Raw genomic sequence first — 14,276 nt, forward strand, 5'->3', positions numbered from 1 at the left:
ACTGCCCGACACCCAGTGTCGATAAACAGTTACTGCCAGACGCTCCCCTGCGCGAATCTAGTCTGAGTGCCCGACCCACTACAGAAAACAAGCCATGAGCACCATTACCCCCTCGACACACGAAGATAAAGGCCAGCACTACGAAGTCATTCGCAAGGCCTTGCCCGACTGGATCACTACGCTGTCGGCATCACGTGTCAGCGCCTTGAAGTCCAGCCGCAAAACTATTGCGCCCTGGTATAAAAGTGCCTCGCCCCACCAGCATCAATTATTGAAAACCGCGATTGCCGAACATTGGCAAACCCAAACCCTTGTCGACCAGAAACTCGCCGCGGTCACCGACCTCAAAGGCTTTGCCGAGCCGTTGTTGAAAGCCGCGCTGAAACAGCAATACAACCTCGACGTCGATGTCCGCAGCACTTGCCTGCGGCTCTATGCCCCAGCCAACCAGGCATGGTGGGTCGGAGATTTTAGCGGTGGTGTGCAAAGCCGCACGGTGTCGCTGCTGGACGCGGCACTGCACAACTTTGCCGACAGCGAGGCGTTTACCGCCGATTCGCAATTCATCACCCGGCCCGACGCCCTGGGCCATTTCGACGTCGTCCCGCTGAAAGCCCAGCTGTCGATCCAGCAGTTCAAAACGCTGGTTCGCGGCCTGGACATCGGCGCCCAGTACCAACAGCACCTTGAGAACTATCTCGGCCGCACCGCCCCGGTGGTCGAAGGCGTGCTGCGAGCCCGGGTGATGCTCAATCAGCAGGCCGCCCTCAAGGTGGCTGCGCGCATGGCATTAATCAGGGGCGATATCCAGGCGTTGGATCATGCGTTGATCACAGGCTTGGTCAGGGGCCAGCAAAACCTCACGTTCGACGGCAAGGCCGCGCACTGTCATGACCTGAGCCTGATGGATGCCACCTTGACCGGCGTGGTACTGATTGCCGCCGACCTGGAAGTCAGTCGCCAGGCATCGCCCGTGATCGCCTATATCCCGAATGACCCGCAGCACCCACTCAAGCGCTATGCCTCGACGGTGGAGTTCATGCAGGCACTGACGGGGCAACTGCGCCAGCCCGACTACCAGCAATTCTTCAGCCGGTTTGTCGAGCATCAGTACCAGGGGCATTTTTTCAACCAGTTGGGCACGCGTTTGAGCCAGGTGAAATGGCATCAACACGCGCCCGGCGATCCACAGCCGACCTGGCGTGAAACCCCCCGCGACAACCCCAACCTGCAGTTCAGCGTGACGCGTGTACGCACGCCACTGTGGGAGCACCTGTATCAGCAAAGTCTCAATAAAATCCTCAACGATGCCCGTGAACTGGCGATCGCAACCGCCTACGCCGACCGCATGGCACGTTGGGCCTGGTGGGACAATCTAGAAAAAGTCCTCTCGGACATTCTCAACGCGGCGCTATTAGTGGTGACCCCCTTCGTTCCGTTTTTGGGCGAATTGATGCTGGCCTATACCGCTTACCAACTCGCCGACGAGGTGTTCGAAGGATTGTTGGATTGGGCCGAAGGCCAGGGCCTGGAGGCCATTGAACATGTGGCAGGGGTGACGGAGAACGTGGTGCAACTGATCGCATTCGGCGCCGCCGGGCAACTGGCCCATCTTAAGCTGTCCCCCTTTGTCGAGGGTTTGAAGCCTGTGACGCCGGCTGACGGCAAAACCCGTTTATGGCATGCGGACTTGAGCCCCTATGAACAAAAAGCCGTAACCCTGGCCCCCGGTTCGAAACCCGATGCCCATGGGTTTCACTCGCACGCAGGCAAAAAAATCCTGCGCCTGGAGAACAAGCACTACGAGGTCAGCCAGGAACCCGACACCGGCCGGCACCGGATCATCCACCCACAACGCACCGAGGCTTATCGCCCTGAAGTACGGCTGAACGGTCACGGCGCCGTGGTGCTGGAGGGCGAAGCTCCCCGGGCCTGGAGCGACTCACAACTGCTCCAGCGCCTGAGCCCGACCACCGCTACCTGGCCAGAAGCACGCCTGCAGCAGTTGCGCGCGATCAGTGGTATCGAACCCGGCACGCTGCGGCATATCTACTCTGAAAACCAACCACCGCCGCCGTTGTTGGCCGACACTTTAGGCCGCCTTGAACTCCGGCAGCACATCGATACCCTCAGCGATCCAGCCGCCGACAACGGTGAAGCGGCCTACTGGGCGGCCGACATGGTCACGCGAATGGACGGCTGGCCCAGCGGGAAAGCGCTCGCAGTATTCGAAGCGTCCGACTTGAGCGGCGAGTCGATCCGACATGGCGCGATGCAGGCCACGCCGGACGCAACACTGACCCTCAGCCGTGAAGACCTGCTGGCCGGCCGATTGGCCCAGCGAGTGGTGGACTTTCTGGATGAAACCGAACTCGCCGGGTTGCTCGGCGAACCGTTGCCCGCCGACAACAACACGCGCGTACACACCCTGCGTGAACAACTGAGCCGTTACGTGGCCTCGCGTAAAGACGACATCTTCGAGCATCTGTACAGTTTCAAACGCCAATCCAACAGCACCCACGGGTTACTGCTGCAACGGCAGTTTCCCGAGCTGCCCGACAACCTGGCCCGAGCGATAGTGGCCCAGGCCCGCCCGGCTGAAGTGCAGTTGATGAACGAAGAACAACGCGTGCCACTGCGCCTCAAACACCTGGCCAGGGAGTTGCAGTTTGAAACGCGAACCACCCACGCCTACGAAGGTTTCTACCCGGACAACGCGCCCACACCCGATACCGAACGGCTGCTGCTCAACGCGTTGAGAATCCACAGTGACGCCTTCGGCGACCTGCGCCTGAGCATCCGCGAGCAACAGCCCAGCGGGCAATTGCGTTGCCGCGTCGGCCCGGACGACGCGACCACCGATACGCTGCTGATACGCACAGCGCCAGGGCGATACTTGCTCCACGGCGCTAGCGCCGATACCGCTTTGGATCTGTATGAAGCCGTACTTCAAGCCATACCGCGTAACACCCTGGGCTTCGCGCCTGGCGACAGCGAAGCGCTGCGCCAATGGCTGACACGTACCCTGCAACCGCCCGCCGAACGCCGCACGGTGTTGGCCGAACCGCCAACCCTTGACGTCGCCTCTCCAGCTATCCAGCACCTGCTGCAAAAGCCTCGGTTCAGCGCACTGCGCCACAGGCTGGGCCTCGCCAGCGTTGAAGAGCGGCTCAGGGCCCTGTATCCGATGCTGACCGAAGACGACGTGACGGCCTACGCCCAATCGCTGCGCTCGACCGAAGGGCAGCACCTGTTGACCGAGCTTGAAACCCAAAAAAAAGCCCTGTGCAAGTCCCTCAAAGACTGGCAAGAACGCCCCGCCGCCGGCACCCAGAGACGCCGCCCGGCATTCCCGGAGCAGTTGTTCAGGAAACGCGTGAGCGCGCTCATACAGCAAAGCTGGGAGCAATCGGCCAAGGGTTACGAAACGGACTTCGGTGAGCGTCGAGTGGGTGGCGAACTAGACCTGCGCGGAGAAACCATCTACGGCTTTTTGCAGAACTTCCCCCCCCTCGATACCCGGCTGGAACACATCACCAGTCTCAACCTGGCAGGCACCGACTTCACGGATGCCGACAGCCCCTTCCTGGACAACTTCCCCAACCTGCGCATTCTGGATATCACCGGTAAACGCCTGAACACCCTCCCCCAGGCCGTCACTGGTATGCGTCGCCTCACCCACCTGGGCCTGGCCGAAAATCCGATTCGCTGGCGTGCGCAGCACCTGGAGCACCTCAGGCAATTGAACCATCTGAAGGTGTTGATCCTCTCGCACAACGAACACTTGGTCACACCACCGGACATCAGCCGGATGCCGGAACTGCGCATACTGGCGCTCAATAACACGCTCATTCGCGATTGGCCCATAGGGTTGTTCGAACTGCCGCGCTCGCCCGACTTCAACCTGAACCTGTTGAATACACGGATCACCCAAGTACCAGTTGTCGAACCCGGTTCGGCGCACGCCGAACTGGTGACACGGGCACGCCTGGACAACAACAAACTGGCGAGCGACGCCGAGGACAGGCTGGTCCGCTACCGCCGCACGGCTGGCCTGGACCCCTATCGTACCTACCCCCCACGCGGTGAACTGGACAGTCAATTCTGGCTCGAACACCTGCCCCCCGAACAACGCCAGGGGTGGCAGGAGATCTGGGACGACCTTGAACGAGAGCACGGCTCCCAGGGCTTTTTCGAGGTCATCAAAAGCCAGCAGCTCCCGCCCCCTGAAATCGTCCACGACCCGGACGATCTAATGCGCTACAACCTGAACCTGCGCCAATTGCGTACCAATGTGCTACGCCTGCTGAGGGCCGCCGACAGTGACGAGCCAACCCGCACCGCGCTGTTCAACCTGAGCGCCACGCCGGCCAACTGTGCCGATGCGGGCGCCCAGCTGTTCAACGCCATGGGTATCGAAGCCATGAAGCTGGAGGCTTGGCGCGAGCCCACCGTTGAAGCTCGCACCCATGCATTGGTGCGGCTGGCCAAACAAAAGGCACGGTTGAACAAGGTCAATCGAATCGCGCAGCAGGATATCCAGACCCGCCTCAATACCCCCACGCTCAATGATGATGGCAGTGAAGGCCCGGCCTTGCGGCTGACCACCGATGTCGTCGGCGGTGTGGCGGGTACGGTGGATGAAGTCGAGGTGTACAGCGCCTATCAGACTGGCCTGAAGATCCGCCTGGATCTGCCTTGGCTGGCCGATCACATGCTCTATCGCAGTGCCGGCAACGTCGAAGCCCGGCAACTGGCCGACGCCTACGACAAAGTCATTGAGCAGGAGCAAGGTGATGGGCTGGTGAACCAAATGCTTGAGCAGTACTTCTGGAGCGACTACTTGCTCAATATGCATCCCGACGAATACCGGACAATCAAATGCCAGCATGAACTAGCCAGTGAAAGCATCGACGATTTGCGCCTGGCTCAAAACGCCTGGGCGGCCAATGAACAACTGTCAGTGCAACGCAAGAATTCCGCCACCACAGCCCAACTGCGCCAGCGTCTGCTCGACCTGGCAGACAGGCTGAATGTACCCCCTGAACAAGTCCTGACCGGCGAGCCTATGACAGAAGAGCTGTACTTGAGCCTGTTTCTCAAGAGTTTCGACGATGAACAGGAACTGGGCCGCCGCCTGACTCGCGAGGCCATGGTTGCCGCCGGGGTTTAACCCTCCCCCCCATTGCAGAAGCGAGCAGGCACCAGGCGTGCCCCTGGTTCCTGCAAAAACCTCAACTGAGCGCAGAGATGAAAGGCCCGTGTAGTGGTTAAGGTACGTAACGATCTGAACACGCGTGCTTGACCCGCACCGTGAATAGTTACCGCCGACACAATCCTCACCCACCTCATGCTGATGGTTCACCCCATCAGCATGAGCACAATGCCAATGAGCACGTCGAACACACCAGCGGCATCACCGACGCTTCAAGAAATACGTACCCACCTGCTTGAAATCGACCCAGCGTTGCGCACTCAAACCCAACAGCCTGCCGCAGTACCGCCTGAACTGCTTGCGCTGGAAAAACTGAACACTACCCTAACCAGCGCCAACAACGTCCTGCTGGCGAGGTCACACAGCTTGTTTGAGGCACTCACGCAAGCAGACCTCACCCAAGCGGCCGGCAAGACGTTGCTTGCCCAACTCAAAACCGACTTGAACAAGCACCTGCTAGGCCTTGACGAAGCCAGCACCGTGGACGGTCAAGGCCGCAAGAGCTACCTCATCCAAACAGCTGGCCTTGGCGCGTTGGAGCAGCAAGCCAAGCTGGATGTGCGCGATTACCTGCTAAGCCCTGCCGAACAGCGCATGGTTGAAGACTGCTCCCGAGGCCCGACCTTTCGCCCTGGCATGTACTCGCTCAACTTCAGCTACCAGGACAAAACCGTGGCGTTTGCCGGGGCGTTTGTACTGACGCGTAAACCCAGCCCAGTCGTAGACAACCTGACGTCGAAAGAAGACCTCGGCCAGGTCCTGTTGTTCACCCCAAACCGAGGCCTGGAGGCCTTCGACTCGCTGGCGCAACTGGACCAGCGACTCAAGGCGACGCTGGCGTTGCCGGCAGGCCATGAGGAATTCTGCCAACACCTGCCTATGCGTTATCAGGCGCTGGACGTCGATGACATCTGGCCATTGCAATTGCTGCCCATCGACGACGAGCCACTGTTCGAACATACCTACAACGCGATCATCAACAAGCGCAGCCAGGATATTGAACTGGCATTGAGCCTGGTTGAAAACCCGCTCCACGAGGCAACACTGCTCCAGTCAGCCTTGGATAACGCGGTGAAGGCCGCCCTGCCAGACTTGTCGTCACGCTTGGCGTTCAGGCGCCAACAGCTACTGGAGCGCAGCGTCTATAACAGCCTGCCGCACTGGTATCGCAATGCAGCTGCGACGGACCAGCAAACCCTGAGTCGTTTCATGCAGGATTACAATCAGGCCCGGGCCACCTATATCGAGTTGCTGGGGCCTGTCGCTTCGCCTCAAGCGCTGGCGAATTTCCAGTTGACCGAGTATCTGGACGAAGCGCTGGAAATCCACGACCTGGACCCGCACCACCTGAAGATCACCACCCGGCGCAACGTCACCCATGTCGGCACCTATGAGCAGACACGCGACCTGGTGCAGTTAAGCTATGACGGGCTGCACACCGGCGACGAGTTGCCCGGCTCTGATTTTTTGGCCAATACCACCCTGACCTACGCGGGCGCGGCACTGCAAGGCGACCATGCCATTCTGAACGCGCAGAGCCTGCTCGACATACTCCGCGAACCCGGCCTGCAACCGCGCCTGGACTTTGCCGCGCTACAAAAAAAAATGCAGGCCGATACTGAGTTCAACAAGGCTGCTCGCGACCTGTTTGATCACCGGCTGGTGTTGCTGGCCTTTATCGCTCGGTTGCGAGGCGACCTGAGCCAGGCAGACCACAGCCTGTTCGACACGTTGCGAGCCGGTACGAACCCGCTCCTGTGTGCGCGAACCGTGCTGCTGCATGGCGCGCAACTCAAAGACCTGTGGTTATTGCGCGAGGAGGATGCCGACGGCCAAATCCGGCGCTTGCTGTTGTGCACCCCGGATTCGCCACGTGAGCGACAGTTCCTGGTATTTGCCACCGAGCGCGAATGCCAGACGCATATCATCGGTTGGGCCGATGACAAAACGCGGCTTAAGGGTCGCACCATGAGCGACTACCTGTTGGAGCAATGCCCGCTGCGTTTTCGCCCGAAGATGGGCACCTTTCTCGCCGGGCTGGGCTTCAGGCCCGACGCAAAGGAACACGAAGAGGTGACATTCGGCCCAGTGTGCTCCCACACGGTCTGCCTGGACGCCATGGTCGTTCATTCGCAAAGCGCAGCGCAGGACGACTACGAATACAGCACCCCGCTCTGGTATCGCTCGGCCAAGCCGCAAGACCGAACCCGTTTGACCCGCCTTGCTGAAGATGCCGCAGGTGCCTTGCGCGTCTATAACGCCATGCCCGATTCAGAAGCGAACTTCATTACCTTCAATGCCTATTTGCACGATAAAGCCAAACTCAGCCTGAACACGCTGCTGGGCCGCCCTCAGAATGATATCGACCCGGACACCGTGTTCGTGTCGGCGCCCTGGCCGTTACTGGGTGGCAAGCCCCAGCCCATCTCCTATACCAGGCTGTACAGGGACGGTTACACGGATAACGTCGGTTTCATCGACGCGAAATTTTCCACCTCGGCCACGTTCAGTGGCCCGGCGGGTGTCGACCTGAGCCACTTGACGCCACAGAACTTATCAAGGTCGGTGACCGGTGTATGGATCGGTCAACGCTACACCGACGAAGTGCGCACCAAATTGCAAAGCGCGAGCAGCCCCGGTTACGCCAAACGGCGCGACGCCACCTTGGCGATCACGCAACTGCAGATGAAATACGCAGCTCTGGATTGCTGTCTACGCGGCCATATCGCCCGGGTCGACTTGACCTGGCTGGAGCGTGCCATCGACAGCCTGGGCGATACAGCGGCTGCGACTCGCTCCACTTACCAAGTACATCGCCTGACGCTTGACGGCGATTGGGTGATGGGCAACTACCTGTTCAGCCACGCCGATAACCCGGTTTTGCTCTACTCCCCCAACGCACCCGATGGCATCAGCTTTCGTGAGGCGAAGCTGTTCAACTACTGGCTGAAAAAAGTCGACGGCGTGTCGGGTTACCTGCAGGGTCGGGTGCCGATCCAATCCCAGGTACGGATCGGGATGTTTCTGAAAACTGCCCGCGATGGATTGCCAGCGACGATTGACCGTACCACTCCAAGCCCGGCGCGCTATGACCGGACAACCTCCGACACAACCCTGACCGACCTGCGCAATGACCTCTACAACATGGTATTGCAGCGAAAAATTGATGATGTGATCGCCACCACGGTCAATCGAACGGAGATGATCATGGGGATTCTCTGGATGTGCGTCGAACTGGTCACCGCCATCGCCACCATCCCTTTTCCCGTATTGAGCCTGGGCCTGGGTGGTTTGCTGGCGTTCAAGGACGCGATGCTCGCCATCAGTGCCTACCAACAGGGTGACATGGCCGGGGCCTTGAGACACTACATCGGCTACCTGGCCAATGTGGGCGGTGCTGTGTTGTTTGACTTTCGCCCGGCTCTAAAAGGCCCTTTCAACACACTGTCTGTCAGACCGGTTACTAAAGCGATACAGCAGGCCACGCTGATCAACGATATCGACCCTGGCATTACTGCCGGAATGAAACCGGTGCTGTTCGATGGCCATCCGTTCTGGGTCAAGAACACACAGGATTCTCTGGGGCGGCATCTGCTGTTTCGCCATGACCCAGTCACCGGGCAAATGCAGTCGACTACACGTCTGGTCAACAAGAACACCGATGGCCAGTGGATACGTTCCGGGGTTGCGGCAGGCGGGCGCAGAAAGACATATACGGTACTCCAGGAGGAAGTGGACCAGCCACTGGCTCGCTACGAGATTGCATCCGAGCAAGGTAAGTACTTCAGATCAGCGCTCAACCTTGAATATGTGCGCAACGTCGTCAACCATCCGGATGACGTTATTGCGCAGGGCGTACGTGAAGGGGCCCATTTTGATTTGAAGCCTCTACGTAATAGCTATCCCGATCAGGTGAAACACCTGACTGAAGATGCGCAGGCGCTTTACGCCTCACCTCCAGCGCGCCCGGACCGCACCGGTTTGCCGGCACTGGCACCGGACTCCAACCCGTCTACCGTACTTGCCACCCTGTTCCCACTCAAGAAGGCGCTGATCATCGGCGCATCCAACACCAGCGTTGCCAGTAAGCAGTTACTGATCGAAAACCTTCAGGCCTTGGCCGCGCAAGGGCTCAAACGCTTGCACATCGAAAACCTGCCGGCCGATGTTTTCCGCACCAAACTCAAAATAATCAACGGCGAAACCAAGGGCAATCTTGCGCATGCCTTGAAGCAAGTCGAGGACCATTTGGCGCGGGTCGACGCAGGCTTGGGCTGGGATGCAGATGCGCCTTTTACCTTCCGTAAACTGATGCTTTAAGCCCATCAGCACAAGGTCGCGATCGACGGCGTGGACGCCTCGAGCTCATATCATATGGAGCATGTGCTGGAGCTATCTGACAAAGAGCGATTTATCCCGCGTAACAGTCAACTCAGAAACTTTTATTCCCACCAAGCGCTTGCGCAAAACGATCCCGATGATGGCTGGATCGCCCTGGTAGATCACATTCGCATAGGCAGTACCGACGAGGTGCCGGGGCTGGCCGACTTGCAGAATGTCATCGCCTTGCGTGTGGATGATGCTATCCCTGGCCAGGCAGTGGGCATCCTGCCTGATACATCCTCCGCCGCGCTGTCTCGGGGTGATTACAAGCTGACAATGGCCGCAAACACCCAAACCTTGCCGAAGGCCGGCCCCTCGAGAGCGGTACAGGTCCCCCCATCACCGTCTCATTACAATGAGTTTGATCTGCCCGCATCGTTCAAACCGGACCTGGACGAAATGGTGCATAGGCAAAAAAGCTTTGACCCCCGCTACGGACCTGCAGCGGAAGACCCGTACCATCCGGCGCACCAGGCGTTCAAGCAAACACGCAGTCGCCTGGATGAAGCCGCCAAAAAGGCTTTTACCGCTTACACGCCACTGCCACGCCCGGACTTCGCCGACCTCGCCACGGCGACAAGTGAGGAGGCGTTTATCAGGCAGCTGTATAAAAAGATACGGGGACTGATTATCGGCGAATCCCATCTTGATACCTACAGCAAACAGTTCCTGATCAAATACATGAAGCTGTTGAAGAAGGAGGGCGTCGAGACCTTGTACCTGGAGCACCTGCTCACCGATCTGCATCAGGCAGAACTGGAGCTTTTCTACCGCACGAGCAAAATGCCGAAGAACCTGAAACGCTATCTGAGAGCGCAAGATGCCGGCCAGATGCACGGTTATACCGGGCCCGACACTTACACCAATGTGGTCAAAGCCGCGAACAAGGTAGGCATTCGCGTGCGTGCGCTCGATTGTACGGCCAGCTATCACGTTAAAGGCATGAACACGAACAACGCCCGCACGAACCTTTTCAACTATTTCGCCAATGAGGTGATCAAGGCCGACCAGTTGGCACAGGGCCCGCATAAATGGGTAGCGCTCATAGGGGACTCCCACTGCGATACGTACCTGGGTGTCCCAGGCATTGCGCAATTGCAGGATGGGGTCAGCTTGAGGATACGCGATGTTCACCCCACCCAGGCATTGCCGCTGCAGAGGGGAGGATGGGAATTCGTCGAGGGTCAGATTGGCTCTCCCGGAACAAAAACCCTGCGCAGTGACTTCAAATTGCACGTCGGTATTGCCGACATTCGCGCGCCGTCGCCTAAAACTGCACCGGATCGTGCATGGTTGAGAAATGTCGACGACTTCCTGATCGAACAACCCTCAAGCACCGAAGCCAATGTGGTCTACCGCACCATTCTCGGAGGGCAGGCGAGCACCCCGATTAAAATTGACGACCTGGGGAAGTTCTTTATTGAAGATTTTCCGCTATTGAAAGATAAACGTTTCACAACGTTGGAACAGGTGAGCCAGGCACTTAAAGACGACGCGTATATGACCCTCGTTTCCGCTACGACCCTGCCGAGCGCACGGCTGAGAACCATCGGCGACGCCCTGATCGAGCGACCTACTATTCTTGATACCTGGTTGGTCCACCATTCCAACAGCGGAGAAGTCGTTCGCACGCTTATTGAACAGGACGCCAGTAATCAGTTCTTTATTAAACGTTGGAACCTGGACAACAGGCGCTTCCGGACGGTCGAACATTTGATCGAGGCACTCAAGCGAGAAGTCCAGTTGTCATTTGTCACCCCTACGGCTTCGCCCCGAACGCGGCTGGTATCGGCAGGTCAATTCGTGGTTGAGCAACGGGCTTTACCGCCTCAAGCCACTGTGATCCACCGTTCCGGTGATATGAATATATATTCCACCGTCGTTGAAACAAATCCTGAGGGGCAGTTCTATATTGATCGTTGGCCGCAGTTGCAAAATAAACGTTACCCAACGCTGGATGATTTGATTGATGCACTCATAAAGGACGTGGGTTTGACGGCCGCTTCATAATGCCGTGTTCGGTTTTGGCCCGCGCTCGCGCAGTGCGGGCCACCAGCTTTCTGATCACACACAGCAACATCATATTCATACTCGCAAACCTATTGCGGTCAAGGCGCCGGAAAATCAAACAACAGGTGCACCGTGCCGTAATACTCGCCGCCCTTGTAACCGTCCGCCGGTTCGATGGCGGCAATTTCCAGCTCGGCGCGGCGGCCGGCACGTGCCTCGTCGGCGCTGAGGACCAGGGTCGAATCCAGCGTCAGCGGCACCCGATTGAACAACACCTGCAGTTCGATACGGTTGCGGCCACTCAACAGGTAAGGCGTATCACCCAGGCGCGCGGCCACCCCGCCATTGATGTTCTTCACGTCGAAGTTCTTGCGCAGGCGTCCCAGCCGGGCAGTCGCCAGATCCCAGGCCAGCACCTGGTCCTGCCCAATCCAGTCGGGCTCGGAGGGCAGCACATAGGCTTCATGGATCGGGATGGTCACCGACACATCAAACGTGTGGCGCTCCTGGAACGCCAGCGCCCGTTCGCCCATCAGCACAGGCGCCATCAGTACCGCCAGTACCGTTAGTTGCTTGAACATAGTCATCACCCGTTACTGCTGACCGACATCGGTTTTTTGTTGCGGCCTTCGATCATCTGGAAGTTGAACTGGCGCTCCGGCTTTTTCTCGAGCACCAACTGGCGACCGGGCAGGATGTGGTGCTTGGTGGTAGCCTCACAGTCGGTCTTTTTCGCCACCGAACAATCGCGGAACTCATCGAGCACCACCACGCTGTTGCCCGCATTACGCAGGGTGTACTGGCTGCTGGTCTCGCTGATTTGCGTATCGAAACGGGTGTCCTTGGGCCTGACGAAAAACACCGTGCCGTAGCCCGCCATGACATTGACCCCGGCCGCCAGCGCGTTTTTGTACTCGGCACGCTCTTGATCGGTCACGGCAAAGTCATCTTCCTTTTCCGGCACCACCGGAATGAAGCGCACGCGGAAATAGCGCTCCTTGTCTCGCAGGCCCATATACAGCAACCGTGTGCCCTGACGCCCACCGGCCGGTACGATCAGGCGCGCCGGGCTGGCCATCAGGCCGTCGCGATTGGTGGTGCTGCCTTTGGCGTCGGTCATCGACGCGACGGGCACTTCCCGGGACGTGCCGTCGGCGTTGTAGACGATCTCCAGCACATTGACCTTGATAAACGCGGAACTGGTGCCGCCGTTGTAGACCCGCTTGAGGTAAGAGCTGCGGTCGCCGTCCAGATAGTCATAGACCACCCCAACGTTGATCGCCGGCCCCGCATAAGCGCCCAACGACATCAGGAACAGCCCCACCGCTAACACTGCATGTTTCATGTTTGATTACGCCTTATAGATTGAACCCAGCCAACGGCTGATATACGGCCAGTGCCCACTCAGACTTCTGAATCCCAGATCACCGTGACCACGCCGGTGTAGGTGCTGCCGGGTTGCTTGAGCATCTCTTTCACGTCGTCTCGCTCCACGGCAAAGTGCAGGCTTGCGGGACGGTTATTGACGTAATGGCCAGGCTGGAACAGCTCGGTGCCAGTGCCGTCAAGACGCAAAGGCAACTTGCTCACGGCCTGGCCGTACTGGTCTTGCAAGCCAAAAGGCAAGGTCACACCGACCTGCAGCGGCACTTCGTCCCCCGCGCTATTGCGCAGGCCGCAGGTGTTGCCGATGGTCAGGCCGCATTCGAGTTGCATCTTGAAGCGGGTACTGGCGGAAATGACGAAGGTCTGGTCACGGAACAACCGCGCCGGTTGGCGCCCACGGTTGAGCCAAGCCTGCCAGCCGCCCTCGGGCAACAGCTCCACGCGGTTGCCCCCCGGTGGCAGGTCCACCTTAAGGTTGTGCTCTACCCGAAGATCGAAGTTGAAGGTCAACACATCATCGTTTGGAAGGTAGAGGTCACCAAAATCGAAATCCTGATACGGCCCGACACGGTAAGTAATCGACCCTCTGTAATCCCCCGCTTCCATATCCAAAGGATTAGGCGTACGCAATTCGTACGTGTACTCAAGCATGCTGAAACTGGAGGTGGGCACATCAAACGGCGTCACCAGATTACAAGCACCGGCGCCTTCCGGTACGAGCCAGAACCACAGCCTTAACGTGGGGGCAGCTGCCCACATGCCGGTGTACTGGCACGGAGCCGGTGCGTTCGTCCAGTTGGCGGGTAACGAACTCCAGGCCTGAACGCCCGGCGGATTAGTCGTATTGAAGCGGCTGCCAACCCCGGAAATACGCATCTCCACTGTTTTCCGGTCGCCCTTGGATGAAACCACCTCAAAACTTCGCCACTCGGAGGGGACCTTGAACATCAAACCTTGACGCGGGTTTGCATGGTTGGCCTCTATCGGACCGCTGGCGACAAAGTTGATATCCCAGGTCCGGATACTGAAAATCCCCAACGCCTCGCACCTTGCCGGCATATGCCCTGGGCATACCCCGCTTTGTGGGGTGGTGTTGGTGAACTTGTTTACCATCGGGTTACCGGGGTCAGGGCGGAACTCAGCGGTAATGTCTTGCGTGGCAGCCAAGGACAACGGCGTAAACGCACACAATGCTGCAGCCACTGATACTGCTCGCCAAGTCAGGTTCTTGATTGGATTGCTCATGCTGGTCAACTCATGCCTCTGAACACGCATCGTTCTG

At 58.7% G+C, this 14,276-nt stretch carries 6 protein-coding genes; 3 read left to right on the plus strand and 3 right to left on the minus strand.

Annotated elements, in window-relative coordinates:
- Positions 1 to 94 precede the first annotated feature (94 nt).
- The 3 genes from E4P01_RS08585 (at position 95) to E4P01_RS08595 (ending at position 11,608) form a co-directional block, all read left to right on the plus strand.
- The gene (locus E4P01_RS08585) at positions 95 to 5,173 is read left to right on the plus strand and encodes a DUF6543 domain-containing protein (protein ID WP_216090800.1); all 5,079 of its coding nucleotides are present in this window, start codon (positions 95 to 97) and stop codon (positions 5,171 to 5,173) included.
- A 216-nt stretch (positions 5,174 to 5,389) separates the two neighbouring features.
- Positions 5,390 to 9,535, plus strand: coding sequence for a toxin (locus E4P01_RS08590; RefSeq protein ID WP_216090799.1), 4,146 nt, complete (start codon positions 5,390 to 5,392; stop codon positions 9,533 to 9,535).
- A 54-nt stretch (positions 9,536 to 9,589) separates the two neighbouring features.
- Positions 9,590 to 11,608: a membrane-targeted effector domain-containing toxin gene (locus tag E4P01_RS08595; protein WP_216090798.1), complete on the plus strand. Its 2,019-nt coding sequence runs from the start codon at positions 9,590 to 9,592 to the stop codon at positions 11,606 to 11,608.
- A 98-nt stretch (positions 11,609 to 11,706) separates the two neighbouring features.
- Here the strand turns inward: E4P01_RS08595 and E4P01_RS08600 are convergent, their stop codons facing one another.
- Genes E4P01_RS08600 through E4P01_RS08610 form a run of 3 tightly spaced genes read right to left on the minus strand, consistent with a single transcriptional unit; the run spans position 11,707 to position 14,239 of the window.
- A complete protein-coding gene (locus E4P01_RS08600; RefSeq protein WP_078820401.1) occupies positions 11,707 to 12,189 on the minus strand; it encodes a CS1 type fimbrial major subunit in 483 nt (160 codons plus the stop codon).
- A 5-nt stretch (positions 12,190 to 12,194) separates the two neighbouring features.
- Positions 12,195 to 12,953, minus strand: coding sequence for a molecular chaperone (locus tag E4P01_RS08605; RefSeq protein WP_216090797.1), 759 nt, complete (start codon positions 12,951 to 12,953; stop codon positions 12,195 to 12,197).
- Between the two features lie 59 nt (positions 12,954 to 13,012).
- Positions 13,013 to 14,239 (minus strand): hypothetical protein, encoded by a 1,227-nt coding sequence (locus E4P01_RS08610; protein ID WP_248129975.1) that lies wholly within the window; start codon positions 14,237 to 14,239, stop codon positions 13,013 to 13,015.
- Between the last annotated feature and the right edge of the window lie 37 nt (positions 14,240 to 14,276).

The sequence above is a fragment of the Pseudomonas sp. NCIMB 10586 genome (assembly GCF_023127895.1).
GTDB classification, from domain to species: domain Bacteria; phylum Pseudomonadota; class Gammaproteobacteria; order Pseudomonadales; family Pseudomonadaceae; genus Aquipseudomonas; species Aquipseudomonas synxantha_A.

Bases quoted from the DNA above. Each gene is read 5' to 3' on its own strand.
- E4P01_RS08585 (WP_216090800.1), top strand. From the start codon at position 95: ATGAGCACCATTACCCCCTCGACACACGAAGATAAAGGCCAGCACTAC.
- E4P01_RS08590 (WP_216090799.1), top strand. From the start codon at position 5,390: ATGAGCACGTCGAACACACCAGCGGCATCACCGACGCTTCAAGAAATA.
- E4P01_RS08595 (WP_216090798.1), top strand. From the start codon at position 9,590: ATGGAGCATGTGCTGGAGCTATCTGACAAAGAGCGATTTATCCCGCGT.
- E4P01_RS08600 (WP_078820401.1), bottom strand. From the start codon at position 12,189: ATGTTCAAGCAACTAACGGTACTGGCGGTACTGATGGCGCCTGTGCTG.
- E4P01_RS08605 (WP_216090797.1), bottom strand. From the start codon at position 12,953: ATGAAACATGCAGTGTTAGCGGTGGGGCTGTTCCTGATGTCGTTGGGC.
- E4P01_RS08610 (WP_248129975.1), bottom strand. From the start codon at position 14,239: ATGAGCAATCCAATCAAGAACCTGACTTGGCGAGCAGTATCAGTGGCT.